The organism is Rhizobium metallidurans (assembly GCF_014196505.1).
Taxonomy (GTDB): Bacteria; Pseudomonadota; Alphaproteobacteria; order Rhizobiales; family Rhizobiaceae; genus Rhizobium; species Rhizobium metallidurans.
In genome coordinates this window covers 211,868-236,520 of record NZ_JACIDW010000003.1, presented here as the reverse complement: position 1 = coordinate 236,520, position 24,653 = coordinate 211,868, and the positions used below count along the sequence as shown (strand labels likewise).

Genomic DNA, 24,653 nt, shown 5'->3' with positions numbered 1-24,653 from the left:
GCTATGACGGACCGCACTCCCCTTGTCTTATCGACTGTGGAGCCTGCCGACGTTCGACTGCGCCGAGGAGCTCAGCTTACATGGCAGACAAAATGCTTATCGACGCGTCTCACGAGGAAGAGACGCGCGTCGTTGTCGTTCGCGGAAACCGCATAGAAGAATTTGACTTCGAGTCTCAGCATAAGAAGCAAATTCGCGGCAACATCTACCTCGCAAAGGTAACGAGGGTCGAGCCCTCGCTGCAGGCCGCTTTCGTCGATTACGGCGGCAACCGGCACGGCTTCCTGGCCTTCGCCGAAATCCATCCCGACTACTACCAGATTCCGCTGGCCGACCGTCAGGCTCTGCTGCGCGCGGAAGCCGAAGAGCATCGCCATGACGACGACGTCGAGCATGTCGAAACGGCGCGAATCGATCCCGCCAACCAGGAGCAGCCCGACGTCGGCATCGTCGCCAAGCACGAGCCCGAGGCGGTAACCGAGGAAGCAGCGACCGAAGTGGTCGTCGAGGCGCCGGCAGCAGCCGAAGCAACCGAGGTTGTCGAAGCCGCTGAAGAGGCTCCCGCCAAGAAGGCCAAGCCGCGCCGTAGCCGCAAGAAGGCCGTCCCGGCGGCCGAGGCCGAGGAAGCGGCATCCGCCGAGACCGCTGTCGCCGACAATGACGACGAAGGCTCCACCGGCGGCGAAATGGCCGCCATGGTCGAGACCGACACGATTTCCGAAGACGTCGGCGCCCGCCGCCGCGGTGACGATGAAGACGACGACGATCATGATCACGAAGAAGAAGTGATCGAGAATGTCGGCGCCGAAGACGCCATGGAAGAAGTTCCGGATCGCGTACAGCGCAAGCCGCGCAAGCAGTACCGCATCCAGGAAGTCATCAAGCGTCGCCAGATCCTTTTGGTGCAGGTTGCCAAGGAAGAACGCGGCAACAAGGGCGCTGCTCTCACCACCTATCTGTCGCTCGCGGGCCGCTACTCGGTTCTGATGCCGAACACTGCGCGCGGCGGTGGCATTTCCCGCAAGATCACCAATCCACAGGACCGCAAGCGCCTGAAGGAAATCGCACGGATGCTCGAAGTGCCGCAGGGCATGGGCGTCATCCTGCGCACGGCCGGCGCCAACCGCACCAAGGTCGAGGTCAAGCGCGACTTCGAATACTTGATGCGCCTGTGGGAAAACGTCCGCACACTGACGCTCGCTTCGACCGCGCCCTGCCTCGTCTACGAGGAAGGCTCGCTCATCAAGCGTTCGATCCGCGACCTCTACAACAAGGATATCGGCGAGATCATCGTGTCCGGCGAGGAAGGCTATCGTGAAGCGAAAGACTTCATGAAGATGCTGATGCCGAGCCACGCCAAGGTGGTCCAGCCTTACCGCGACATTCACCCGATCTACTCGCGCTCCGGCATTGAAGCCCAGCTCGACCGCATGCTCCAGCCGCAGGTGACGCTGAAGTCGGGTGGCTATCTGATCATCAACCAGACGGAAGCGCTGGTTTCGATCGACGTCAACTCCGGTCGTTCGACCCGCGAGCATTCGATCGAAGACACCGCGTTGCAGACCAACCTGGAGGCCGCCGACGAAGTCGCCCGCCAGCTGCGCCTGCGCGACCTGGCCGGCCTTGTCGTCATCGACTTCATCGACATGGAAGAAAAGCGCAACAACCGCGCTGTCGAGAAGAAGCTGAAGGATTGCTTGAAGAACGATCGCGCCCGCATCCAGGTCGGCCGCATCTCGCATTTCGGCCTGCTCGAAATGTCGCGCCAGCGCATTCGTGCATCTGTTCTCGAATCGACGACCCAGGTCTGCTCGCATTGCGGCGGCACCGGTCACGTTCGCTCGCAGTCTTCCGTTGCGCTTCACGTACTGCGTGGTGTCGAGGAATACCTGCTCAAGAACACCACGCACGACATCACCGTGCGCACCACACCTGACATCGCGCTCTACCTCTTGAACCACAAGCGCCAGACGATCGTCGACTACGAAGCCCGTTTCGGCGTTGCCATCATCATCGGTGCCGATGGTGCTGTCGGTGCGCAGCATTTCGCGATCGATCGCGGCGAAGCCGTCGAAAATCCGGTCAAGATCGAAACGCTCTTCAACTTCGCCGCCATCCCCGAAGACGACGACGATGACGTCGTCATCGAGATCGACGAGGAAGAAGACGAAGAACTGGAAGAAAAGCAGGCGTCGGAACGCCCCGCTGCCGCTGCCCGCTCAGAGGGCGAAGGTGACGGACGCAAGCGCAAGCGTCGCCGTCGTCGCCGCGGCCGCAACGGCAATGGCGAGCAGCAGGCATCCGACGAGAACGGCGCCGAACAGGCTGGCGACGAAGACGGTGGTGACGAGGATGGCGACGACGCCGAAACCGCGTCCGCTGCCGGCTCCGAAGAGCGCGCCGAAGGCGATGACGCACAGCGCCGCAAGCGCCGCCGTCGCGGCAAGCGCGGCGGTCGCCGCAACCGCGAGGAAGGTGCTGAGGGCGACGATGTCGCCGAAGATGGTGATGTCGCCGCAAGCGCGGACGACAGCGAGACCTCGGGCGAAGCCGCGGCCTCCAACGCGGACAGCGCGCCCGTGGACGTCGCCGTCGAGGCCGCCGCGGCGGAAGCTGTCGAAGCCTCATCGGCCATGGCTGCCGTCGAAGCCGGCGCCACGGTAACCGAGGATGTGAAGCCGAAGCGCGCTCGCCGCAGCCGCAAGGCGTCTCCGGTCGAAGAGCCCGTCGTGGAAGCAGATGTGGCGGTTGCCGCTGAAACCGCACCGGTTGCTGAAGCTGCCCCTGCCGCCGAGCCGGAAGTCGCCGAAGCGTCCGCCGATCTGGCAGCGCCCGCAGAGGAAGACGCCAAGCCCGCTCGCGCCAATCGCGGCGCGAACGTCGCCTCCTCCGAACCGACCGTAAAGTCGTCCACCGCAGAAGCGACTGATGGCGACGGCAAGCCGAAGAAGGCCGGCTGGTGGCAGCGCCGCGGTTTTTTCTGAGACTGATTTTCGGACGTGACTGATCGAAATCCGGCTGCGGCGACGCAGCCGGATTTTTTCGTTCAGGAGTTATGTGTGGTTGGAGCCCGGACGCATCGGATGCACCCGATAGCGAGGCACGAATATCTCATGGCCGCTGCAAGCGGGCACGTCACACCTCGTCTTCGGATGCTTGCAGGCTCTGACACGCGGACAGGCGATCGCCTACACCGGCAATGCAGACTGCCTGCCAAGCAGACAGCGGGATGCGGTTGCTGCCCGATCTGGCAGAGGCAAGCTTGTGATCTGTGGAAGCCGCGTCAGACGTGCAAGGCTGGCCACTATCCGTGCATATTCCCGCCATGGGCCATGGCCGCGAATCAATCGCGTTCGGAGATAACCGTCGCGTGCGGGTACTCGCCATAGAAAGCGCGCCAGTTGGCGATCGCAAAGCCGAAGACGACGAGCGCGCCGCCCTGATGCATCAGACCCCACTGGAGCGGGACTGCGAACAGCAGCGTGGCGACGCCGATCGCGCCCTGGATAGTCACGAGAGCGAACATCACGACGGCGCGGCGCGCATGCGTCGTGGCGGGTGCGGCGCGCAGCATGACGATCATGTTGATCAGCGTCACGGCAAACAGCGTGTAGGCGCCGATGCGATGGATGAACTGCACCGTCTTCGGATTTTCGAAGAAGTTGATCCATGCCGGCTGCTGAATCAGCATGTCGGACGGCACGAGGGCGCCGTCCATCAGCGGCCATGTGTTATAGGTGAAGCCCGCGTCGAGACCGGCGACCAGCGCGCCGAGATAAATCTGAAAAAGCGTCAGCGCGACGATCGCACCGGCCCAGACATGCGCATTCTTGCTCGGCGCGCTGTCCTTGGAATGCGGTGACAGGGCGCGCATGATCCACATGCAGGAGCCGAAGATCAGACAGGCCGTGATCAGATGCGTCGCCAGACGGTACTGGCTGACATCTGTGCGCGCGGTCAGGCCCGACGAGACCATCCACCAGCCGATGGCGCCCTGGAAGCCGCCAAGCGCCAGAATGCCGACGAGAGGCCAGCGCAGACGCCGCTCGATCCGGCCGGTTGCCCAGAAATAGATCAGCGGCAACGCGAAGATCACGCCAATGCCGCGAGCGATCAGGCGATGGGCCCATTCCCACCAGAAGATGCCCTTGAACTCATCGACCGTCATGTCGCTATTGATCTGCTGGAACTCGGGAATACGCTGGTAAAGCTTGAATTCCTCTTCCCACTGGGCGGCGTTCAGCGGCGGAATGACACCGTGGATCGGCTTCCATTCCGTGATCGAGAGGCCGGAGTTCGTCAGTCGGGTCGCGCCGCCGACGATCACCAGACAGAACAGCGCCAGGAGAACGACGCCGAGCCAAATTCTTACGGCCTTGCGATTGTCAGCCTGCTTGCGCACCTGACGCAGAATTTCCTGTTCAGTCGTGAGATCGGCGACGGCCATGGAGGGACTCCTTCGTTCCGCCAGTTGATTTGCCTTAGCCACTGATGCAAAACAAGTCTGAACATTTGCGGCATGCCGTCGCGGTGGCCTGCACATCCCATGCTGGAATTCAACAGATGCCCGTCCGCCTTCGCAAGTTCATCGGCACCATCCTTATCGTCGTTCTCGTGCTCCTCTATGCGCTGGTCGCCAACACCATCGCGGTTGCGACGCTCGGCAGTGCGCCGTGGTGGGGTCACCTCCTCTATTTCTCGCTGACGGGACTGCTCTGGGTGTTGCCTGCGATGCTCATCATCAAGTGGATGGCCGGCCCCAAGCAGCAATAGCATTAATCGCGAAATAACCGTGATTGACGGAAAGGCCGGCGGTCTGGCTCCCGTAAAGGAAATCGACGCGCTGGCACGCTATTTTCGCGGGCAGTATCTTTTCCCGGAGAACGCCCGTGCAAACGCAGAAGCTTCCATTGGAATCCGCGCCGCGTGAGATCGCCGCAGACGCCGAACTGGCGAAGCTCGGAGAGACTGATGCACGACTGTCCTTCGATGCGATCGAGATCGACGTCGTCGATTCCATGGAGGCCATCGAGCAGGAGTGGCGCGCGCTCGAGCGCGACCGTCTGAACTCGCTGCATCAGGGATATGACTGGTGCGCGTCGTGGATGAAGGCTTTTGGTAATCCGGCTGCCGTCATCCGCGGCCGATCGGGTATGCGAACCGTCTTCATCCTTCCCATCGAGATCGTCCGGTCGCGCGGCGTGCGCGTCGCCAAGTTCATCGGCGCCGACCACAGCAATATCAACACCGGTCTGTTCGCCGCCGATCTCGCGGATGCCTTCGAGACACTCGATGCAAGTGACCTTGCCACGCGCTTCTCCGGCGCGCTCCGGGAGAAAGCCGACCTCTTGCTGCTGCAGAACATTCCGCTCACATGGCGCGGCCGCCGCAATCCGCTGGCGCTGCTGCCGATGGTCCAGAATCAGAACCATGCCTATCAATTGCCGCTGTTCGACACGATGGAAGCAACGCTGAAGCAGTTGAACGCCAAAGGTCGGCGGAAGAAGTTCCGCGTGCAATCGAAGCGCCTGGAGGAACTTGGCGGCTTCGACTACGTCAGCGGCTCGGACGCCAGGAGCCAGCACATGCTTCTCGACCAGTTCTTCCGGCTGAAAAGCGAACGCTTCAAGGCCATGGGATTGCCCGACGTCTTCGACGACGTCGAGACGAAGGCCTTCCTGCATGGTGCGATCGATATCCGCGACGCCAAGAACGAACTGTTCGGCCTCGAAATGCATGCCATACAGCTGAAAGGCGCGCATGCCGGTCATCTGGCCGCCATCGCCGGCATATCGCGAAAGGGCGATCATGTGATCTGCCAGTTCAGTGCGATCGACGAAAGCATCGGCGCCGAGGCCAGCCCGGGGGAATTTCTGTTCTGGCAGATGATAGCGGGCCTGCACGGCAAGGGCGTCAATCTGTTCGATTTCGGCCTGGGCGACCAGGGCTACAAGCGTTCCTGGGCGCCAGCCGAGACCGACCATTACGATGTGGTGTTGCCGCTGACCGCTCGCGGCAGCGCTGCCGGCGCGGTGCACCGGCTCGTGACCCGAGGCAAGGCCTACATCAAGTCACAACAGCGGCTCTATCGCGCCGCCCAGCGCCTGCGCCGGTTCGCCGGCGTCTGATCAGGCCGCCTGCTGGGCGACCGTCGCATTGCCATCCATATTGCCGCCGGACATCAGCACGACGCGCTCGTAGCCCGCCTCTTCGAAGCTGGTCATCGCGGCCACGAACTGTTGCTCGATGATCTCGGGCATGGACAGGATGATTTCGACCGTCTTGCTATGCGTGAGCCTGGAGACGCCGGCCACATCGGCGGCGCCGGATTCGACCAGCACCAGATCGTAGGCGGAGGTTAGCGCGTCGAGCAGCAGCGAGAGGCGGTCGGCGCCGCGCATGGCGCGACGCATATCGCTGGTGCCCTGCGGGATGAAGTGGGCGTCGGAGAGGTGATCACCATGGATGGTGTCGCCAAAGGCCGCCTCGCCGCACAAGAGATCCGTGACGCCCGGCAGCGAACGCCCCTGCGCCATCAGTTCGGTCGGATGTCCGGAACCGGTCATGTCCACCAGCACGACGCGGGAGCCGGCCGACGCCAGCGTGCGGGCCAGCGCAACGGTGGCGGCCGACCCATTGTCACCGGTCGGCGAGATCGCGATTGCAAGCGGTGCGCGGCTGCCGAGCAGGTATTGGGCGACGGAAGCGATGGAGAATTCGTTTTCCTCTTCCGGTTGCTCGACGACGGGCTCTTCGGCTGCCTCGTCCTGCTCGTCTTGCTGCACGGCCAGCATGCTCGGTGCTGCCATGCGCGCGCGCGGAGAGACGGCGACAATTTCGACCGTTTCCTGCTCGACGCTCTCTTCAGTTCCGTAGCCCGATATCGGCCGGAGCGCGCGGCCGCTGAAGAGTTCCGCCAGCATGATCACGATCGAGGTCATGATGAAGGTCGCGAGCGACACGACGACAACGATCGGGACGACCTTGGGGAAATAGGGATCGACCGGTTGAACCGCGGTGGAGACGATGCGGGCATCGGCGGGGCTGGAATTCTTGTCGGCGCGCGAGGCGGCCTCGCGGAAGCGCGCCAGATAGGTTTCAAGCAGCTGCCGCTGTGCCGCCGCCTCGCGCTGAAGCGCGTTGAGGCCGACCTCATCCTCGCCGGCCTGGGCGCTGTTGGCCTTGACCTTGTTGGACTGCTGATCGAGCTCCTGCTCGCGAAGCGTGGCGACCTTTGCTTCGTTCTCGATGCTTGCCAGGATCTTCTGCGTTTCCTGACGGATCTGCGTCCTGATGTCGGCGAGCTGGGCGCGAAGGCTCTTCAGCCGCGGATGGTTGTTCAGCAGCGATGTCTGAAGGTCGGATATCTGCGACTGCAGGCCGGATTCCGTCCCCTTCAGCCGCTGTATCGCCTGCGACGACATGATGTCCTGCAACGTGTCGGACGGCTCGCCGGACGACAGCGCATTGCGCACGGATTGCGCACGCGCCTGGGCGTTCACCTTGTCGCCACGCACACGCGTCAGCTCGGCGGAAATGTCGTTCAACTGCTGCGTCTGGAAATTGCCGCCGCCATTGGTCGGCAGCAGGCCACGCGCCGTACGATACTCGGCGACCTTCTGCTCGGCTTCGCTGACCTTGGTGCGGAGCGTCTCGATCTCAGGCTCCAGCCAGCGCGTGGCTTCCGAATTGGAGTCGAGCTTGGCGCCGCTCTGCTTGGCCAGGTAAGCGGCCGCCATGGCGTTCGGGATCGCCGCTGCAAGTGCCGGGTCCTTCGAGGTGAAGGTGATACCAATGACGCGGGAGCCGGGAACCTGGTAGACCTGCAGGCGCTCGACGAAAGCATTGATGACGCGCTCTTCCGGCGGATTGGCGAGCGGGCTCTTCTTCAGGTTAAGCGCGATCAGAATGTCGCCGAGGGCGGAACTATCGGCCGCGGCATCGAATTCCGGGAGATCGTAGAGCTTCTGGCTGCTGATGACCTGCTTGATGAGATCGGCCGACTGCAGAAGCTGAACCTGGCTGGAGATATTCAGTTCGTCGAGGAGCTGGCTTGCGTTCGCGTCGGCGGCCTGCGCGTTGGCGAAGGCCGGCGCGCGCGGCTCGATCAGGATGCGCGTTTCGCTGCGATACTTCGGCGAGACCATCTTGGCGCCGACAAAGGCCACCCCTGCCCCGAGCAGCGTAATGGCCACGACCTTGAGCCGACGAGCCCAAACGCCACGGACCAGCTGGGCAAGATCGATATCGACATCCTGATTACCCGTTACGCCGGACATGCTCGTACTCCAAGAACAAAGGTGCCCGCGAGGGTAAATGACTATAGTAACTCAACGGTTAATGCTTGCCGGCAGGCGCTCGGAGCATTCGGACGGTGAAGAAAAAGCGAATTCGACGGCGGCCTTTACCGGTCATTAACCCTAACGGATCGATAACGTGAGGAAGAAGTTCGTTTCCCGTGAGAAGCTAGATGCCCGTCGCACAGCCCAAGTTTCTGATGGCCTTGAGCCTTGCCGCCATGACAGCAGTCCTGGCCGGCTGCAACAGCTATCAGCCCGCTCCGCGCGCATTCAATCAGGCAACCATACAGCCCTATTCGCTGGATAGCGGCGACAGGCTTCGCATTACGGTATTCGACCAGCCAAGCATGACCAATACCTACACGATCGACCAGGCCGGCTACATCGCCTTCCCGCTCATCGGCCAGGTCGCGGCGCGTGGCCGTACGCTGCAGCAGCTGTCGGGACAGATCGCGCAGAAGCTCAAGCAGGGCTATCTTCGCGACCCCGATGTCACCATCGACGTCGATCGCTATCGCTCGATCTTCATCATGGGCGAGGTCGGTCAGCCCGGGCAATACGCCTATGTACCGGGCATGACCGCGCAGAACGCGATCGCCGTTGCCGGCGGCTTCACGCCGCGCGCCAACCAGGGCGCCGTCGACGTCACCAGAAAGATCAATGGGCAGGTCATGACCGGTCGCGTCAACATATCGTCCGCGATCATCGCCGGCGATACGCTCTATGTCCGCGAACGGCTGTTCTAATCGTAGATGAGCGAACAGCGGCCCCTTCGCATCATTCATTGCTTCAGGTCCCCGGTCGGCGGCATCTTCCGCCACGTGCGCGATCTGGTGATCGAGCACAGCAAGGCCGGCCATGAAGTGGGCATTCTTTGCGACAGCTCGACCGGCGGCGATTACGAGGATGCGCTTTTCGACGACATCAGGCCGTATCTGGCGCTCGGCCTGACGCGCGTCCCGATCCGGCGCTCGGTCAGCCTTTCCGATATCGGCGTGCTTTGGGACGCCTACAAGAAGATCAAAAGTTTGCGGCCGGACGTGCTGCACGGACACGGCGCCAAAGGCGGCGTGCTCGCGCGACTGGCCGGCTCAGCCCTGCGGGTGAACAGGTATTGCGTAGCCCGCCTCTATACCGCCCATGGCGGAAGCCTGCATTATTCCCGATCCTCGCTTCTGGGGCAGTTCGTGCTGCGGATGGAGCGGTTGCAAGAATATTTCACGGACGCCCTGGTCTTCATCTGCGAGTACGAGCGCGAAACCTATACCAAGAGGGTCGGTCGCCCGCGAACGCAGACGCGACTGATCTACAACGGCATCAGCGAGCGGGATTTCGAGCTGATCCCCACCCGGTCCGATGCCGTCCACTTCATCTACGTTGGCATGTTGCGGGACCTTAAGGGTCCCGACCTTTTTGTGGACGCCTTCGCCAAGACGGAACGCCTGATCGGCCGGCCACTCTCGGCGCTGATGATCGGCGACGGGCCGGATCGGGATCGCTACCGGGAGATGATGATCGAGCGCGGCCTTGGGAAGCGCATCGGCATGCTGCCCGCCATGCGCGTCCAGCAGGCTTTCGCGATGTCGCAGAACCTGGTCGTCCCATCGCGGGCCGAAGCCATGCCCTACATCGTTCTCGAGGGGCTTGGCGCCGGAAAGACAATCATCGCGACCCGTGTCGGCGGCATTCCGGAAGCGCTCGGCAAGGATAGTGGAGCACTCGTGGCGCCAGACAATGCCGACGACCTCGCGCGGGTGATGGCGGACGCCATTCGCATTCCCGAATGGCACGACAAGACGATGCCCCCGATCGAGCAGGTGCGCTCGGTGTTTTCCGCGACCGTCATGGCCAACGAGGTCCTGGAGCTCTATCGCGACCTCATCCGCCGCCCGGCAGCAGGAGCGGCGAAAGCCGCCTCGTAAAACGTTTCTTAGGGGCTTTGTGCTATTGCCGACTGGTGAAACAGCGGCGGTAGCCTGATGAACAAGGCAGAGAACAACGATCAATTTGATCTGGAAACCCTGCGCAAGCAAGTTTCCGACGTCAATCGACGCGGTGACGGCACCGAGACGACGAGCTCGGAGCCGCTGAACGACTACGCACGTCAGATCGCCGAACAGTTCAGCGATGGCACACGCACGCCATCGATCATGATCGGACAGTTCCGGCTGATCGAATTCCTGTCGCAGTTCGGAATCGGCCTGCTTTCCTTTCTGCTATGGGTGGATACCGAGGAAACCATCGCCATGCGGGCCGTTGCGTCCCTGTGCGTCGGAGCGCTCCTGGTCCTCGCGCTGCAGACCGCCGATTGCTATACCATTCCGGCACTTCGCGCCCGTACGCGGCCGCTTCCCAAAGTGCTCCTGACATGGACCGTCGTCTTCGCCGCCATGGTCGCGATCATCGCGGTCGTCAGCCCGGTCGGCGCGGCGCAGCTGCATTCGTATGTCGGCTGGTTTGTGGTTGGCGGCATCTTCCTGCTCGGGTCCCGCTTCCTGCTCGCCTACGGCATCCGGAACTGGGCGCGCAACGGCATCATGGAGCGCCGCGCGGTTCTCGTCGGCGGCGGCCAGCCGGCCAAGGACTTCATCCGTCTGCTCGAGCAGCAGCCGGACAACGACATCCGCATCTGCGGCATCTTCGACGATCGCGGCGAGAAGCGCTCGCCGTCGATGGTCGCCGGCTACCCCAAGCTCGGGACGATCGGCGAGCTCGTCGAATTCGCGCGCCTGACCCGGATCGACATGCTGATCATCGCGCTGCCGCTCAGCGCCGAGGCGCGCATCCTGCAGCTCTTGAAAAAGCTATGGGTGCTGCCGGTGGACATCCGGCTGGCGGCCCATTCGAACCGCCTGCGTTTCCGCCCGCGTGCCTATTCGCATGTCGGCTCGGTGCCGATGCTCGACATCTTCAACAAGCCCATTCGCGACTGGGATTCGGTGGCCAAGCGCTGCTTCGATATTTTCTTCGCCGTGCTTGCGCTTGCCGTCGTCTGGCCGATCATGCTGGCGACGGCGCTCGCCATCAAGACGACGTCGCCGGGACCTGTCTTCTTCATGCAGAAGCGGCACGGCTTCAATAACGAGGTCATCAACGTCTTCAAGTTCCGCTCGATGTATTCGAACATGAGCGACCCGACCGGGAAGGCCGCGGTCACCAAGGATGACCCCCGGGTGACACCCGTCGGCCGCTTCATCCGCAAGACGTCGATCGACGAATTGCCGCAGCTGTTCAACGTGCTCATCGGCAACCTGTCGCTCGTCGGCCCCCGCCCGCATGCGGTGCTTGCACAGGCCCGCGACCGCGCCTTCGGCGACGTCGTCGAGGGATATTTCGCCCGCCACCGCGTCAAGCCGGGCGTGACCGGCTGGGCGCAGATCAACGGCTGGCGCGGCGAGGTCGACAATGACGACAAGATCAAGTTCCGCACGGCCTACGATCTCTACTACATCGAGAACTGGTCGCTCTGGTTCGACCTGAAGATCCTGTTCCTCACGCCGTTTCGCCTGTTCAACACGGAAAACGCCTATTGAGCGCGATCGAACCGACATACGCGCGCGTCGCTGATCCACAACGGGCGACACTGCGGCTGATCGGTTCGGCGGCCGTGACTGTCGGCGTGTTCCTTTCGGGCTTCGTTATCAGTGAGCCCGCCCCCTATGAACTGTGGATGGCCGGACTGGTGGGATTGTGGTTCATCCTCGGCCTCAGGATTTCTCGCTATACCTTTCCGCTTCTGGCGCTGCTGATCACCTTCAACGTCGGCGGCATGCTGTCGCTGACGCAGATGAAGGATATCGCCGACGGTCCCATGTATATCGCGGTATCGACATTCCTTGCTCTGACAGCCGTCTTCTACGCGGCGATCATCGAGGACAGTCACCGACGGCTGCAGCTCATCTTCAATGCCTGGGCATTCGCGGCCGTCATTACCTCGACGCTCGGCATTCTCGGCTATTTTCAGGTCTTTCCGGGCTCCGAGGTCTTCACCCTCTACGACCGCGCCAAGGGCGCCTTTCAAGACCCGAACGTCTTCGGGCCGTTCCTCGTGCCCCCTTCCCTCTATCTCGTGCACGGCATCCTGACGGGAAATCTGCGTGCCGCGCCGCTCAAGGCGGCGGCGCTGCTGATCCTCGCGCTGGGTGTGTTCCTGTCGTTCTCGCGCGCGGCCTGGGGCCTGTTTCTGCTGACCATCCTGCTGCTGATCTTCGTGATGCTGCTCAAGGAGCGGACCGGCGCCTTCCGGCTGCGCATTCTGGTCCTGTCCTTGGCGGCTATCTTGATGATGGTTGCCTCGCTTGTCATCGCATTGCAGTTTCCCAAGGTCAGCGAGCTGTTCTCGATGCGCGCGCAGCTCGTGCAGCAATATGACGGCGAGTATCTCGGGCGCTTCGCGCGCCACCGGATCGGCCTCACGATGATGATGGAGCGGCCGCTCGGCATCGGGCCGATGGTGTTCGGCACGATTTTTCCCGAGGACGAGCACAATATCTGGCTGAAGTCGCTGACGACCTATGGCTGGCTCGGCTTCATCAGCTATGTCGTGATGCTCTGCTGGACCCTCTATCTCGGTTTCAAGAACCTGCTCAAGGACCGGCCCTGGCAGCCCTATCTGATGATTGGCTGGATCGGCGTGATCGGTCACGTGGCGATCGGCAACGTCATCGACATCGATCATTGGCGTCACGTCTACCTGCTGTTCGGCATCGTGTGGGGCTGCGCCGCGCTCGAGGCGAGGCACCAGCGCGACGCAATTCGCTCGCGACCTTCGCCGAGCCCTTGCGAACCGGCGCCGGCGCGCTAGACTTTCCTTATGATTACAGCCATGCAGATACGCGCCGCCCGCGCGATGACGGGTATGACGATAGAGCAACTGGCAACCGCATCCGGCCTGCCCGTCGCAACCCTCGAAACTCTTGAGCGTGACGAGACGCAAGGCGAGCCCCAGGCGCTGCTGGCGGTCAAGCAGGCGCTCGAAACCGGCGGCGTTCTCTTCATCGCCAGCGGCAATCATAACGAGGGTGGTCCGGGCGTCCGTCTGAAGGCGCGCACCGGCGGCGACGAGGGCATTCGTCCTGAGAACCTGAACTCGGCAAACGACGACTGAGCGCGGAACAAAAGTCGAGGTTTCGCGTTATTCCCGCGCATTATCAAAATGTTGAGGGATATTTACTTGAGAAACTCGAACAGTCTTTATGTTGTCATCGGCGCCCTGATCGTCGTCGTCGCCGGACTTGGTGCCTACATCTACAATGAGAAGACGAAGCCGACGGGCGTCGAGATGAGCATTGGCGAGAACGGCGTGTCCATCGAGCAGAAGTGACGTTCAGGCGATGAGCGCGACCTGCGCGCGCTCAATTCTTGAGACTATGGACGCGCTGTAAATACAGCGCGTCGTCAATGATAACGGCCGCCGCGACCTTCATGAGATGGGTTTCGGCCAGCTCCATCAGCAACAGCGCCACATCACGTTCCGGCCACCCGGCCTGAACAGCATTGTCGACCACCTTCGAAAGTGATTCCGACATTCCAGCTCGAAGAGATTCGCTGTCATTGACATCAATCATGAACAACCTCATGCATCTCCCGTATATCCATGCCATAATTGGAGGAAATATTCGAGATGACATTATGATTTTCAGATGATTTATTCAGAGCAGCGGCCTAATCTAATTTAATACTGGACATTGGCGTCATTCATTATTGACAAGTCAGGAATCATTTCTCACCGCGCATGTAAGCGCGCCAGGCCAAACTTTGCTCATCGTTGAGAGTTTTTATGATGATCCCGGCTCCTGGGGGCTGCCGACGATCTGTTTAAATGGTCGGGGCGACAGGACTTGAACCTGCGACCCCTTGACCCCCAGTCAAGTGCGCTACCGGGCTGCGCTACGCCCCGACCTGCCTTTATGGCCTGATCCTGTTAGTCTTTTGGGATTCTCGGCGCAAGCGAAAAATCGACATCGCTTGGAAATTCACCGCTTCTTTTCGTCCGACGCGCCCGGCGTAGCCGTCCGGCGCCGCAAAGTGCTTGCCCTCGCTCGCTCATCTGACTATTGGGACGTCAGATTGCCAAGGGAGACACAGCATGGAAATCGAGATCCCCTGCCCGAAGTGCAGGAACACCAGAATGAAGTTCGAACGCCCGCAGCCGCTGGATAGCGACATGCTGACATGCTTCACCTGCGGACACGAACTCGGCACACTCGGCTCCGTCAAGGCGAAGATGCTGGCCGCATATGAGCGGATGCAGAAGCAGGGCCTGCCGCGCAAACAGTGAGTGCTGGACTAGCGGCGCGCGAAACCGATGCGGCCATCGTCGTTCAACGTGACGCCGCAGCCGTGATAATCGGCGATCGACATGTGCGGAGTTTCAAAAGGCGTGGCGTGGGTCTGCGTGACGACGACCACATCCGCGCCCGCCGCCTCGCCCGCGAGGATACCGGCGACCGCGTCCTCGAACACTAGGCAACGACCGGGATCGACACCCAGACGTTCGGCGCCAAGGCGATAGCCTTCCGGGCTCGGCTTTCCGGATGATACCTCTTCACCCGTCACGATCACCGATGGCATGGGAATGCCGGCGGCGGCCATGCGGAGCCTCGCAAGCTCCGCCGGCGCGGAGGTGACGATGGCCCAACGCTCCGGCGGCAGGCTGTTGAGGAATTGCACCGCGCCCGGGATCTCGACGATGCCGTTGACATCCTCCAACTCTTCTTGAAGCAGAAGCCGTGCTTCGTGCTCGGCATCGACACCAGGCAGCGCCAGACCGCGGATCACATCGCTGGCTCGAATGCCATGGATCGTCTTCAGGAACACCTCGGGCTGCAAGCCGTACCTGATCGCCCAGCCGGTCCACACACGCTCGACCACGGCAATGGAATTCAGCAGGGTTCCGTCCATGTCGAACAGGAACGCGTCATACGCCTTTTCGGGGGACTTTTCGGTAACAGGCACACGAAGCTCCTGGCTGACAATACGGGATGATCTCGCGTCGGCCGACAGTGACCTCAGCGGACCTGGTCAAGAAGGCGCTTGCATTCCAGGAGATCGTATAGCGCCTCCTGCAACAGCGCCCGGTCTTCCTTGCCGACGCTCGATTTGCCGAGGGACACCTCGGCCGCGTCGTCGTCGCCGCCGCCGAAGTTGAAGAAACGGCGGGACGCGGGCGCCTTGGCGCGGCCGACCAGCTGATCTTCCTCCGACATCCCGACCCTGGGCTCGCCGGCATCGCCCTCGCTCTGGCCGGTCAGGGCTTGAACGCTCGCGAGATCGCCATGGCCGATGGCGATGACGAACTTGTTGCCGTTGGTCTTCAGAAGCTTCTGTACACCCTTGATGGTGTAGCCGTGATCATAGAGCAGGTGCCTAATGCCCTTCAGGAGATCGACGTCTTCAGGCCGGTAATATCGCCGGCCGCCGCCGCGCTTCATCGGCTTGATCTGCGGGAAGCGGGTTTCCCAGAAACGCAGCACGTGCTGCGGAAGATCCAGGTCGTCCGCTACCTCGCTGATGGTGCGAAAAGCATCCGGGCTCTTATCCAAGGTTCTCACTCCCTACGCGATTTTCAGCACGCGATCTTCGGCGCGTCGCGCCTGCCGTTCGCCGACAAGCCCAAGGGCTCGCACCTGAAATGTCCGAGCCGCGACTCATCATATTTCAACGGTTTGCTTGCGTTAATTCAAGTCACGTCTCGAATTCGCACAGAAAACCTTGCGGAAAATTCAATGGAAGCGTCGATCAGCCTCGTCGGACGACGAGGCCGGGAAGCGATCAGGCGGCCGGATTGGCCGGCTTGGTCTTGACCTTGCGCAGTGTGTGCGCCTTCAAGATCCGGGTCTTGAGCACGTTCGATGCCTTGAAGGTCATGACGCGGCGCGGAGAGATCGGCACTTCCTCGCCGGTCTTCGGATTACGTCCGATGCGCTCGTTCTTGTCGCGCACCTGAAAGGTCGCGAAGGAGGAAAGCTTGACCGTCTCACCGCGAACGATGGCGTTGCAGATCTCGTCGATCACAGTCTCCACGAGCTCCGCCGATTCCGTTCGGGACAGACCGACTTTGCGAAAAACGGATTCCGCCAAGTCTGCGCGCGTGACTGTTTTGCCGGTCATCTTTTTCCCTGCCCATCGGTTTTGTTTTGTGAGGACGAGCGAAGAGTATTTGTCTTGCGCCTTACGGTCAAGCCCTTGTTCGTTGTCAGTTTTTTCGGTTTTTAGGCTGTTACCAGCGCAGCAGCACGGCGCCCCAGGTGAAGCCGCCGCCCATCGCCTCGAGCATGACGAGATCGCCCTTCTTGATACGTCCGTCACCGGCTGCAACCGCGAGTGCGAGCGGGATCGATGCCGCCGACGTGTTGCCGTGCAGGTCAACGGTGACGACGACCTTGTCGGGCGCGATGTTGAGCTTCTTGGCCGACCCGTCGATGATGCGACGATTTGCCTGATGCGGCACCAGCCAGTCGAGATCGTCCGACGTGGTGCCGGTGCTGTCGAAGGCCGCCTGGATGACGTCGGTGATCATGCCGACCGCATATTTGAAGACCTCGCGGCCTTCCATCCGCAGCTTGCCGACCGTGCCCGTGGTCGATGGTCCGCCATCGACGAAGAGCTTGTCCTTGTGCGAGCCGTCCGAACGCAGATGCGCGGTCAGCACGCCACGGTCCGCCGTCGTCCCCTCGCCTTCCGCCGCCTCGAGCACGATCGCGCCGGCGCCGTCGCCGAACAGCACGCAGGTCGTGCGGTCGTTCCAGTCGAGGATGCGCGAGAAGGTCTCGGCGCCGATGACAAGCACGCGCTTGGCAAGGCCACCACGGATATAGGCGTCGGCGGTGGTGACCGCATAGACGAAACCGGTGCAGACCGCCTGAACGTCGAAGGCAAAGCCATGGCTCATGCCGAGACGGTTCTGGATGCTGACGGCGGTCGCCGGGAACGTGTTGTCCGGCGTCGACGTCGCGCAGATGATCATGTCGATGTCATCGGGCGTCATGCCGGCCTTTTCGAGCGCGGCCAGAGCCGCCGCCGCGCCGAGCGAGGACGTCGTCTCATCTTCTCCGGCTAGATAACGCTGGCGAATGCCCGTGCGCTGGACAATCCATTCGTCGGAGGTGTCCACGACATCTTCCATGTCGCGATTGGTCATAACGCGTTTCGGAAGCGCGGATCCGAAACCGCGAACCACTGAACGGATCATATTCATCAAATCCCGTCGCTCATGCCGCTTCCGGCCCGATCGGGGGCAGCCGCTTGGCATGATACTTTTGCAAATCGTTCTCTATTTTCTGATTGAGGCCATTCTTGGCCATGTCGTAGCCGACCTCGATCGCCGACGCGATCCCTTCGGCATTGGCGCCGCCGTGACTCTTGATCACCACGCCGTTCAGGCCGAGAAACACACCGCCATTGACCTTGCTCGGGTCCATCTTCTCGCGCAGCATGTCGAACGCGCTCTTGGCGAAGATGTAGCCGATCTTGGCAAGCAGGGTGCGCGACATCGCGGCCTTGAGATATTCGCCGATCTGGCGGGCAGTTCCTTCGGCTGCCTTCAGCGCGATGTTGCCGGCGAAGCCTTCGGTGACCACGACATCGACGGTTCCCTTGCCGATGTCATTGCCCTCGACGAAACCGAAATAGTCGAGCGAGTCGATATTGGCTTCGCGCAGCAGGCGCCCGGCTTCCTTGACCTCTTCCTGACCCTTGATCTCCTCGACGCCGACATTCAGCAGGCCGATCGTCGGGCGGTCGATCTCGAACAGCGCACGCGCCATGGCCCCGCCCATCAGCGCGAAGTCCATCAGTTGCTGGCTATCGGCCCCGATCGTCGCGCCGACGTCGAGCACGATGCTCTCGCCGCGCATGGTCGGCCAGATCGCCGCGATCGCCGGGCGCTCGATATTGGCCATCGTGCGCAGACAGAACTTGGCCATCGCCATCAGCGCGCCGGTATTGCCGGCGGAAACCGCGACATCGGCGTCCTTGGTCTTCACGGCCTCGAGCGAACGCCACATGGAGGAGACGTAGCGGCCGCGACGCAACGCCTGGCTCGGCTTCTCGTCCATGCGCACCGCAAGTTCGCAATCGTGGAGAACCGATTTCTCCTTCAGCTTCGGAAACTGGGCGAGAATGGGCTCGCACTGTTCCTTCAAGCCATACATCACGAACGATATGTCCGGATGCCGTTCCAGCGCCTTGGCGGCACCGGGGATGACTACCTGGGGACCATAGTCGCCACCCATGAGGTCGAGAGAAATTCTGATCACGCGTCCCTGATCCTTTTTTTTCGTCCCAGGAGGGCGAAATTTCGGCCAAAATACCGGTTTTCCCGTCGCTGACAACTGAATTATGTCAAACAGCGAGCGGCTTTCAGTCCTTTTTCCAGTCTTTCAGAACAGCGAAGGCGGAAGGCTTCTTATCGTTCTCTCCGGTGTCTTCTATGTGACCATCGAAGGCAACGCCCTCCTTGCGGGGGTACGGATCGATCGCCATGGCGGCGAATTCGGTGGCCACTTCGCCGGCGTCGATCGTGTCGCCCACGAAGCTTTCCGGCATGTCGGGACCATCGGGGTCCAACATCATTTCGCCGGTGTCGTTGGCCGGACGGCGCGCAAGCTTGGAATTTTCCGGCACGAAGATCTGCTCGAAGGGTTCATCGATCTTCGACGGCACCGGCTCCAGCGTGACGACGCAGCTCTGCACGATGCTTGCCCGCACCCTGCCCTTCACGCGGATGCCATCCTTCTTCCATCGCGCGATCTGCAGATCGGCGCGGAAATCGTCGACGGAGATCACGTCCCAGGTTTCGGCAAGTGCCTGCAACTCGTCCTTGTCGGCTTCGAGATGGATATCGACGGGATTGGCCGAGACGTTGCCGACCTTGACGAGATAGGAAAAAGGCGGGTTATCGGTTGGGTTCTTCATGGGGTCTCCTCACGCAACGCCCGGCAATGTTGCCGATCCGGTCGCGATCGTGTCTTCGGACTGCGCCGACAATTCCGATTCGGCGGCGAACATCCAGTCGGCAAGGCCGCGCATGTCGACGGCGTCAGCCGCTTCGGGATGAATGTTGCGGCCAAGCGCCATGGCGAGAGCCGGAACATCGTTGGCGTCCATGGCCTTGGAATAGGCTTCGAGCCGGCCATAGAACATGCCGGCGAATTTCTTCATGCGCTTGGGAACGCTGTTGTCGCCGATCCCGAGCTCGCGGATCGAATGGTCGATGTCCTGGAAGAATGCATCGACGATTTCCTGGGCGATTTCCTGGCCGCTGGTCGCGGATGCGCGGGTGCGGCGAAAAAACAGGATCATCACCGCCGACAGCATCTCGAACCGGCCCATGACGGTATCGGGAACATTCAGGCTTTCGTAGAATGCAGGCGTGCGCGCCGCCGAGGTTAGCGTCGCGTATTGCCGGTCGACGATCGCCTGATTGCTGTTTTTCTTGCCAAAGAGCCCGAATATCATTGTTTTTTCCGGAAAGGCCTCGTTCTGGGCGCCAACCTGCGTCCGGCCGTGTTGCATGATTTCGAAAGCTGGTTTACCGAAGCATGCGCGAATTGCAATGGCGAAGGTGGCCAGTTTCGGGACAGCGCTTCGACGACAGCCACTCGGCAGATGGCTAACGTCCGACCCCGGAAAGGCCACAATGGTTTTGCATCAGCGTAACATTGCATGGCCGATGGCTGGTATCGATACGTTAAGGGAGTAGATGTCGTTGAAGAAACGGTATTTCAAGTCTGACAGGAAATTCCTCAGCAATGCCGCCATTGCCATCATGATAGCCTCCGCCGGATTGACCGGCTGCCAAACCGGTACGGTTCTCAACGGCGGTTATGTCGCCGACGAGCAGTCGCTCAACCTGGTTCCCGAGGGATCGAGCCGCGAGCAGGTCCTGCTTTCGCTGGGCACGCCTTCGACGACCGCCACCTTCGATGGCGAAGTCTTCTATTACATCTCGCAGCGCCGCGAGCGCTCGCTGGCGTTCCAGAAGCTCAAGGTCGTGGACCAGAGCGTGCTCGCCATCTACTTCGACAAGGACGGCGTCGTTACCCGCCGCGCCAACTACACGCTCAAGGACGGCAAGCCGTTCGACACGATCACGCGCGTCACGCCGACGGGCGGCAAGGATCTCACCTTCCTGCAGCAGCTGCTTTCGGGCGGCAGCGCCGCGAACATGGCAAAGGGCCTGTTCGGCGCCGGCTCCCAGCCATCGCCGCAGAACCCGGCCAGCTTGCGCTAACAGGCATATCTATTCGCCCATACAAAACCCGCCGGATCGCTCCGGCGGGTTTTTCAATGGTTGCGATGCGTATCCGGCCGGAGAGACTATCCGGCGAGGATAGCGAGAAGCAGCAGCGCCACGATATTGGTGATCTTGATCGCCGGATTGACGGCGGGGCCCGCCGTATCCTTGTAGGGATCGCCGACCGTATCTCCCGTCACCGATGCCTTGTGCGCTTCCGATCCCTTCATGTGGCGCGTGCCGTCCTTGTCGACGAAACCGTCCTCGAAGGACTTCTTGGCGTTGTCCCATGCGCCGCCGCCCGAGGTCATCGAGATCGCGACGAACAGGCCGTTGATGATGACGCCGAGGAGCGATGCGCCAAGGGCGGCGAAGGCCGAAGCCTTGGAGCCGGAAATGGCGAGCACGCCGAAATAGACGACGACGGGCGCCAGAACAGGAAGAAGCGACGGAATGATCATTTCGCGGATGGCCGCCTTGGTCAGCAGGTCGACGGCCTTGCCGTAATCCGGCTTCTCTGTCCCCTGCATGATGCCGGGCTTTTCGCGAAACTGCTTGCGTACCTCCTCGACGATGGAACCGGCCGCGCGACCGACCGCCGTCATGGCGATGCCACCGAAGAGATAGGGGATGAGGCCGCCAAAGAGCAATCCGGCGACGACATAGGGGTTGGACAGATCAAAGGATATCGTGCCGATATTGGCGAAGTAGGGATACTGGTCGCCGCGCGAGGCGAAATATTGCAGGTCGTTCGCATAGGCGGCGAAGAGCACGAGAGCGCCGAGACCGGCCGAACCGATCGCGTAACCCTTGGTAACGGCCTTGGTGGTGTTGCCCACCGCATCGAGCGCGTCCGTCGATTTGCGCACTTCCGGCGGAAGATGGGCCATTTCGGCGATGCCACCGGCATTGTCGGTGACGGGGCCGAAGGCGTCGAGCGCCACGATCATGCCGGCGAGGCCGAGCATGGCGGTGACGGCGATGCCGGTACCGAACAGTCCGCCGAGCTGGAAGGTCGCCAGGATGCCGCCGACGATGACGATCGCCGGAAGTGCCGTCGATTCGAGTGATACGGCAAGCCCCTGGATGACATTGGTGCCGTGTCCCGTCACCGATGCCTGGGCGATCGAATTGACCGGGCGCTTGTTGGTGCCGGTGTAGTATTCGGTGATGACGACGATCAGCGCGGTGACGACGAGGCCGACGATACCGCAGATGAACAGGTTCATGCCGGTGATCTCACGGCCGGCCACGGTGCCGATCGGCCCCCAGCCGACGGTGAGCGACGTTGCCGCACCGAGGCCCAGGATCGACAGCAGACCGGTGACAATGAGCCCCTTGTAGAGGGCGCCCATGATCGAGCCGTTGCTGCCGAGCTTGACGAAGAAGGTACCGATGATCGAGGTGATGATGCAGGCGCCGCAGATGACCAGCGGATAGATCATCGCCGACTGAAGCATCGGCGTGCCGCCGAAGAAGATCGCCGCGAGAACCATCGTCGCGACGACGGAAACGGCATAGGTTTCGAATAGGTCGGCCGCCATGCCGGCGCAATCGCCGACATTGTCGCCAACGTTGTCGGCGATGGTGGCGGGGTTGCGGGGGTCGTCTTCCGGAATACCGGCCTCGACCTTGCCGACGAGATCGCCGCCAACATCGGCGCCCTTGGTGAATATGCCGCCGCCGAGACGGGCGAAGATCGAAATCAGCGATGCGCCGAAGCCGAGCGAGACCAGTGAATCGATCACCTCACGCGCGGCGGGATCGTGGCCAAGCACGACGGTAAGGATCAGATAATAGATGGAGACGCCAAGCAGCGCCAGGCCGGCGACCAGCATACCGGTGATGGCGCCCGACTTGAAGGCGATACCGAGACCGGCGGCCAGGCTATGCGAGGCGGCCTGCGCGGTACGCACGTTGGCGCGAACCGAAACGTGCATGCCGATGAAACCGGCAGCGCCCGACAGGACCGCACCCACCAGGAAGCCGATCGCGGCCGTGGCGGAGAGCAGCAGCCAGGCGGCGATGAAGACAACGACGCCAACGATAGCGATCGCCGTATACTGGCGCGTCAGATAGGCCTGCGCGCCTTCGCGAATATAACCCGCAATTTCCTGCATGCGGGCATTCCCCTGGTCGGCTGATAGCACCGACCGGATCGCCCAGATGGCATAGACCACCGAAAGCAACCCGCACGCTATTACGAATAAAAGAATCGTCATTTCGCTCTTTCCTCCAAAAGAGCCGGAGCTCACTCCCTCTCCGGCTGCGAACACGCCGTCCTCATTTCCTCCCACAGAAATGCTGCAACGCCGAGTGGAGATTGCGGGGAGGAAAACGGGACGTCAAGCCCGCAAGGGCGGAAAACCCTTACGGAGCAATGGGAAAGAGGAGATAAGCCAATCGGAGGAAGGGGCCGATTCTTGCGCGCGAAACGCTACTTTTTCTGATCGCCGCGAACCTGCTTGGCGATGCGGTCGAGAACCGCATTGACGAGCTTGGGCTCGTCATCGCTGAAGAACGCCTGAGCGATCTCGACATATTCGGTGACGATGACCGCAACCGGCACGTCCTTGCGGTCGAGAAGCTCGAAAACGCCGGCGCGAAGAATGGCGCGAACGGTGCTGTCGAGGCGCGACAGCGCCCAATCGTCCTGCAACGCCGAGGCAACCAGTGGATCGAGGCGCTTCTGTTCGCGCACGACGCCGGAGACGATCGAACGGAACCATGAGGGATCAGCCTTCAGGTAGGTCTCGCCATCCAGTTCCTGGCCGAGACGATGGGCTTCGTATTCGGCGACGATTTCGAGAACCCCGGCACCGCCAACATCCATCTGATAGAGCGCCTGCACGGCGGCAAGGCGCGCGGCGCCGCGCTGGTTGGCTGTCTTGACCGGACGCTCCGCGTTTTCGTTGCTCATACTTTATGCACCCAGCTTTTTCTTCAGCTCGATCATGGTGAGAGCTGCGCGAGCGGCAAAGCCGCCCTTGTCCTTGTCCGAACGACGTACGCGCGACCAAGCCTGCTCGTCGTTTTCGACCGTCAGGATGCCGTTGCCGATGGCAATGGATTCGCTGACGGACAGATCCATCAAAGCGCGCGAGGATTCGTTCGATACGATATCGAAGTGGTAGGTCTCGCCGCGAATGACCATCCCGAGCGCAACGTAGCCGTCATAGTTCGTGCCGTCATTATCCGCTCCATCGAGAGCCATTGCAATCGCAGCCGGAATTTCCAGCGCGCCGGGAACGGTGACGACATCATAGGTCGCGCCTGCTTCGGTCAATGCGAAGGTAGCGCCTTCCAGAAGCGCGTCGGCCATGTCGTCGTAGAAACGTGCTTCAACGATCAAGATATGAGGAGCGGTTTCTCGCGCCATGGGTCACCTTCATTTCCTAGAGGATTTGCCGTTCGACAGGCGGCGGTCAAAACACGCCTTTGCCGGAATGGCAAGCAAATTCGGCTCATGGCTGCGGTGCAAAATCGCGAATCGTCCCGGCGATTGCCGAGGTGCTGGCGGACCGCCGGTTCGAAAACGCCAAGTGCCGATCGATAACGGGTTGATTTCCCGCGCAAACTCATAGTTCCCTTGGGCAAAGGGAGACGAGAATGACCGATCAGCAGACACCCATCGTCAACATCGATGCCCTCAGCCTCGACCGCTGGAAGCAGGGAGAGCTTTACGAGAGCGCCGATACCTCGTTCGCAACGATGCTGGGCCTCAAGGGGCTCGGCGTCAGCTATAACGAGGTGCCGGCAGGCAAATCGAGCTGTCCCTTCCACAACCATCATGTCGAGGACGAGATGTTCTTCGTGATCGAAGGAACCGGCGAATACCGTTTTGGATCGGCGCGCCATCCGATCCGCAAAGGCGACGTGCTCGGCGCACCGGCGGGCGGGGCGGAGACGGCACACCAGATCATCAACACGGGTGCGACCCCGCTCATCTATCTCGGCATCTCGACGAAGGCCGCGACCGATATCGTCGAATATCCTGATTCCGGCAAATTTCTCGCCAAGACGCGCCGGGAGGGAGCGCCCGACCGGTCGTTTCGCGAGATGGGCCGCGCCGGCGACAGTCTCGATTACTGGGATGGCGAGCCTGGGGCGTGACG

At 61.7% G+C, this 24,653-nt stretch carries 25 protein-coding genes and 1 tRNA gene; 12 read left to right on the top strand and 14 right to left on the bottom strand.

From position 1 onward, the window contains the following. Nucleotides 1-80 precede the first annotated feature (80 nt). Complete coding sequence (locus GGQ67_RS07815) at nt 81-2,984, top strand: Rne/Rng family ribonuclease (RefSeq protein WP_183899619.1); 2,904 nt, start codon at nt 81-83, stop codon at nt 2,982-2,984. A 359-nt stretch (nt 2,985-3,343) separates the two neighbouring features. Here the strand turns inward: GGQ67_RS07815 and GGQ67_RS07810 are convergent, their stop codons facing one another. After that, nucleotides 3,344-4,447 carry a COX15/CtaA family protein gene (locus GGQ67_RS07810; protein WP_183899618.1) on the bottom strand — a complete coding sequence of 368 codons (1,104 nt, stop codon included), beginning with the start codon at nt 4,445-4,447 and terminating at the stop codon, nt 3,344-3,346. Between the two features lie 116 nt (nt 4,448-4,563). On the opposite strand from GGQ67_RS07810, the gene GGQ67_RS07805 reads away from it, so the two are divergent. Beyond that, complete coding sequence (locus tag GGQ67_RS07805; protein ID WP_183899617.1) at nt 4,564-4,773, top strand: DUF2842 domain-containing protein; 210 nt, start codon at nt 4,564-4,566, stop codon at nt 4,771-4,773. Nucleotides 4,774-4,889: 116 nt separating this feature from the next. Further along, nucleotides 4,890-6,128, top strand: coding sequence for a GNAT family N-acetyltransferase (locus GGQ67_RS07800; protein ID WP_183899616.1), 1,239 nt, complete (start codon nt 4,890-4,892; stop codon nt 6,126-6,128). Here the strand turns inward: GGQ67_RS07800 and GGQ67_RS07795 are convergent, their stop codons facing one another. After that, complete coding sequence (locus tag GGQ67_RS07795; RefSeq protein WP_183899615.1) at nt 6,129-8,279, bottom strand: GumC family protein; 2,151 nt, start codon at nt 8,277-8,279, stop codon at nt 6,129-6,131. 191 nt (nt 8,280-8,470) lie between these two features. Between GGQ67_RS07795 and GGQ67_RS07790 the strand changes: the two genes are divergently transcribed. The 6 genes from GGQ67_RS07790 (at nt 8,471) to GGQ67_RS07765 (ending at nt 13,623) form a co-directional block, all read left to right on the top strand. Beyond that, complete coding sequence (locus GGQ67_RS07790) at nt 8,471-9,046, top strand: polysaccharide biosynthesis/export family protein (RefSeq protein WP_183899614.1); 576 nt, start codon at nt 8,471-8,473, stop codon at nt 9,044-9,046. A 6-nt stretch (nt 9,047-9,052) separates the two neighbouring features. Then, on the top strand, nt 9,053-10,222 hold the full coding sequence (locus GGQ67_RS07785) for a glycosyltransferase family 4 protein (RefSeq protein WP_183899613.1): 1,170 nt from the start codon (nt 9,053-9,055) through the stop codon (nt 10,220-10,222). A gap of 57 nt (nt 10,223-10,279) precedes the next feature. Next, the gene (locus GGQ67_RS07780; protein WP_183899612.1) at nt 10,280-11,833 is read left to right on the top strand and encodes an undecaprenyl-phosphate glucose phosphotransferase; all 1,554 of its coding nucleotides are present in this window, start codon (nt 10,280-10,282) and stop codon (nt 11,831-11,833) included. Continuing rightward, a complete protein-coding gene (locus GGQ67_RS07775; protein WP_183899611.1) occupies nt 11,830-13,104 on the top strand; it encodes an O-antigen ligase family protein in 1,275 nt (424 codons plus the stop codon). Before GGQ67_RS07780 ends, GGQ67_RS07775 begins: the two co-directional genes overlap by 4 nt. A 9-nt stretch (nt 13,105-13,113) precedes the next feature. After that, nucleotides 13,114-13,407, top strand: a complete 294-nt coding sequence (locus GGQ67_RS07770) for a helix-turn-helix domain-containing protein (RefSeq protein WP_183899610.1) — start codon at nt 13,114-13,116, stop codon at nt 13,405-13,407. Between the two features lie 66 nt (nt 13,408-13,473). Beyond that, complete coding sequence (locus GGQ67_RS07765) at nt 13,474-13,623, top strand: hypothetical protein (protein ID WP_183899609.1); 150 nt, start codon at nt 13,474-13,476, stop codon at nt 13,621-13,623. Between the two features lie 31 nt (nt 13,624-13,654). On the opposite strand, the gene GGQ67_RS07760 is transcribed toward GGQ67_RS07765, so the two are convergent. Beyond that, nucleotides 13,655-13,867, bottom strand: a complete 213-nt coding sequence (locus tag GGQ67_RS07760) for a hypothetical protein (RefSeq protein WP_183899608.1) — start codon at nt 13,865-13,867, stop codon at nt 13,655-13,657. 255 nt (nt 13,868-14,122) lie between these two features. Further along, nucleotides 14,123-14,199, bottom strand: a tRNA-Pro gene (locus tag GGQ67_RS07755). Between the two features lie 231 nt (nt 14,200-14,430). Between GGQ67_RS07755 and GGQ67_RS07750 the strand changes: the two genes are divergently transcribed. Continuing rightward, nucleotides 14,431-14,580, top strand: coding sequence for a hypothetical protein (locus GGQ67_RS07750; RefSeq protein WP_183899607.1), 150 nt, complete (start codon nt 14,431-14,433; stop codon nt 14,578-14,580). A gap of 8 nt (nt 14,581-14,588) precedes the next feature. On the opposite strand, the gene GGQ67_RS07745 is transcribed toward GGQ67_RS07750, so the two are convergent. From GGQ67_RS07745 to GGQ67_RS07715, 7 genes are all read right to left on the bottom strand, one after another. Further along, entirely contained in the window at nt 14,589-15,257 is a 669-nt protein-coding gene (locus tag GGQ67_RS07745; RefSeq protein ID WP_343056492.1) for an HAD family hydrolase, read from the bottom strand. A 53-nt stretch (nt 15,258-15,310) separates the two neighbouring features. After that, nucleotides 15,311-15,844: a MerR family transcriptional regulator gene (locus GGQ67_RS07740; protein WP_183899606.1), complete on the bottom strand. Its 534-nt coding sequence runs from the start codon at nt 15,842-15,844 to the stop codon at nt 15,311-15,313. Nucleotides 15,845-16,073: 229 nt separating this feature from the next. Continuing rightward, nucleotides 16,074-16,412: an integration host factor subunit alpha gene (locus GGQ67_RS07735; RefSeq protein ID WP_018898677.1), complete on the bottom strand. Its 339-nt coding sequence runs from the start codon at nt 16,410-16,412 to the stop codon at nt 16,074-16,076. A gap of 109 nt (nt 16,413-16,521) precedes the next feature. Then, the gene (locus GGQ67_RS07730; protein WP_183899605.1) at nt 16,522-17,493 is read right to left on the bottom strand and encodes a beta-ketoacyl-ACP synthase III; all 972 of its coding nucleotides are present in this window, start codon (nt 17,491-17,493) and stop codon (nt 16,522-16,524) included. A 19-nt stretch (nt 17,494-17,512) separates the two neighbouring features. Continuing rightward, on the bottom strand, nt 17,513-18,559 hold the full coding sequence (gene plsX / locus GGQ67_RS07725; RefSeq protein WP_183899604.1) for a phosphate acyltransferase PlsX: 1,047 nt from the start codon (nt 18,557-18,559) through the stop codon (nt 17,513-17,515). A gap of 103 nt (nt 18,560-18,662) precedes the next feature. Continuing rightward, nucleotides 18,663-19,217, bottom strand: a complete 555-nt coding sequence (locus GGQ67_RS07720) for a YceD family protein (RefSeq protein ID WP_183899603.1) — start codon at nt 19,215-19,217, stop codon at nt 18,663-18,665. A 9-nt stretch (nt 19,218-19,226) separates the two neighbouring features. Next, on the bottom strand, nt 19,227-19,817 hold the full coding sequence (locus GGQ67_RS07715) for a ubiquinol-cytochrome C chaperone family protein (protein WP_183899602.1): 591 nt from the start codon (nt 19,815-19,817) through the stop codon (nt 19,227-19,229). A 187-nt stretch (nt 19,818-20,004) separates the two neighbouring features. Here GGQ67_RS07715 and GGQ67_RS07710 point away from each other — a divergent pair, with 187 nt between their 5' ends. After that, nucleotides 20,005-20,535: an outer membrane protein assembly factor BamE gene (locus GGQ67_RS07710; protein ID WP_183899601.1), complete on the top strand. Its 531-nt coding sequence runs from the start codon at nt 20,005-20,007 to the stop codon at nt 20,533-20,535. 86 nt (nt 20,536-20,621) lie between these two features. Here GGQ67_RS07710 and GGQ67_RS07705 read toward each other — a convergent pair whose 3' ends face one another. The 3 genes from GGQ67_RS07705 to ribH all read right to left on the bottom strand — a co-directional run bounded on the left by GGQ67_RS07705 (nt 20,622) and on the right by ribH (nt 23,917). Further along, on the bottom strand, nt 20,622-22,760 hold the full coding sequence (locus tag GGQ67_RS07705; RefSeq protein ID WP_183899600.1) for a sodium-translocating pyrophosphatase: 2,139 nt from the start codon (nt 22,758-22,760) through the stop codon (nt 20,622-20,624). A gap of 215 nt (nt 22,761-22,975) precedes the next feature. Beyond that, complete coding sequence (gene nusB / locus GGQ67_RS07700; protein ID WP_183899599.1) at nt 22,976-23,458, bottom strand: transcription antitermination factor NusB; 483 nt, start codon at nt 23,456-23,458, stop codon at nt 22,976-22,978. Nucleotides 23,459-23,461: 3 nt separating this feature from the next. Further along, nucleotides 23,462-23,917: a 6,7-dimethyl-8-ribityllumazine synthase gene (gene ribH, locus GGQ67_RS07695; RefSeq protein ID WP_018898685.1), complete on the bottom strand. Its 456-nt coding sequence runs from the start codon at nt 23,915-23,917 to the stop codon at nt 23,462-23,464. Between the two features lie 230 nt (nt 23,918-24,147). Here ribH and GGQ67_RS07690 point away from each other — a divergent pair, with 230 nt between their 5' ends. Beyond that, a complete protein-coding gene (locus tag GGQ67_RS07690) occupies nt 24,148-24,651 on the top strand; it encodes a cupin domain-containing protein (protein WP_183899598.1) in 504 nt (167 codons plus the stop codon). Nucleotides 24,652-24,653: the final 2 nt, after the last annotated feature.

What these genes read in the sequence shown, in the direction of transcription:
- GGQ67_RS07795 (WP_183899615.1), bottom strand. Translation starts at nt 8,279, where the DNA reads ATGTCCGGCGTAACGGGTAATCAGGATGTCGATATCGATCTTGCCCAG.
- ribH (WP_018898685.1), bottom strand. Translation starts at nt 23,917, where the DNA reads ATGGCGCGAGAAACCGCTCCTCATATCTTGATCGTTGAAGCACGTTTC.
- GGQ67_RS07760 (WP_183899608.1), bottom strand. Translation starts at nt 13,867, where the DNA reads ATGATTGATGTCAATGACAGCGAATCTCTTCGAGCTGGAATGTCGGAA.
- GGQ67_RS07770 (WP_183899610.1), top strand. Translation starts at nt 13,114, where the DNA reads ATGATTACAGCCATGCAGATACGCGCCGCCCGCGCGATGACGGGTATG.
- GGQ67_RS07715 (WP_183899602.1), bottom strand. Translation starts at nt 19,817, where the DNA reads ATGCAACACGGCCGGACGCAGGTTGGCGCCCAGAACGAGGCCTTTCCG.
- GGQ67_RS07750 (WP_183899607.1), top strand. Translation starts at nt 14,431, where the DNA reads ATGAAGTTCGAACGCCCGCAGCCGCTGGATAGCGACATGCTGACATGC.
- GGQ67_RS07730 (WP_183899605.1), bottom strand. Translation starts at nt 17,493, where the DNA reads ATGATCCGTTCAGTGGTTCGCGGTTTCGGATCCGCGCTTCCGAAACGC.
- GGQ67_RS07805 (WP_183899617.1), top strand. Translation starts at nt 4,564, where the DNA reads ATGCCCGTCCGCCTTCGCAAGTTCATCGGCACCATCCTTATCGTCGTT.
- GGQ67_RS07790 (WP_183899614.1), top strand. Translation starts at nt 8,471, where the DNA reads ATGCCCGTCGCACAGCCCAAGTTTCTGATGGCCTTGAGCCTTGCCGCC.
- GGQ67_RS07710 (WP_183899601.1), top strand. Translation starts at nt 20,005, where the DNA reads ATGTCGTTGAAGAAACGGTATTTCAAGTCTGACAGGAAATTCCTCAGC.
- GGQ67_RS07815 (WP_183899619.1), top strand. Translation starts at nt 81, where the DNA reads ATGGCAGACAAAATGCTTATCGACGCGTCTCACGAGGAAGAGACGCGC.
- GGQ67_RS07705 (WP_183899600.1), bottom strand. Translation starts at nt 22,760, where the DNA reads ATGACGATTCTTTTATTCGTAATAGCGTGCGGGTTGCTTTCGGTGGTC.
- nusB (WP_183899599.1), bottom strand. Translation starts at nt 23,458, where the DNA reads ATGAGCAACGAAAACGCGGAGCGTCCGGTCAAGACAGCCAACCAGCGC.
- GGQ67_RS07735 (WP_018898677.1), bottom strand. Translation starts at nt 16,412, where the DNA reads ATGACCGGCAAAACAGTCACGCGCGCAGACTTGGCGGAATCCGTTTTT.
- GGQ67_RS07780 (WP_183899612.1), top strand. Translation starts at nt 10,280, where the DNA reads ATGAACAAGGCAGAGAACAACGATCAATTTGATCTGGAAACCCTGCGC.
- GGQ67_RS07785 (WP_183899613.1), top strand. Translation starts at nt 9,053, where the DNA reads ATGAGCGAACAGCGGCCCCTTCGCATCATTCATTGCTTCAGGTCCCCG.
- GGQ67_RS07720 (WP_183899603.1), bottom strand. Translation starts at nt 19,217, where the DNA reads ATGAAGAACCCAACCGATAACCCGCCTTTTTCCTATCTCGTCAAGGTC.
- GGQ67_RS07810 (WP_183899618.1), bottom strand. Translation starts at nt 4,447, where the DNA reads ATGGCCGTCGCCGATCTCACGACTGAACAGGAAATTCTGCGTCAGGTG.
- GGQ67_RS07690 (WP_183899598.1), top strand. Translation starts at nt 24,148, where the DNA reads ATGACCGATCAGCAGACACCCATCGTCAACATCGATGCCCTCAGCCTC.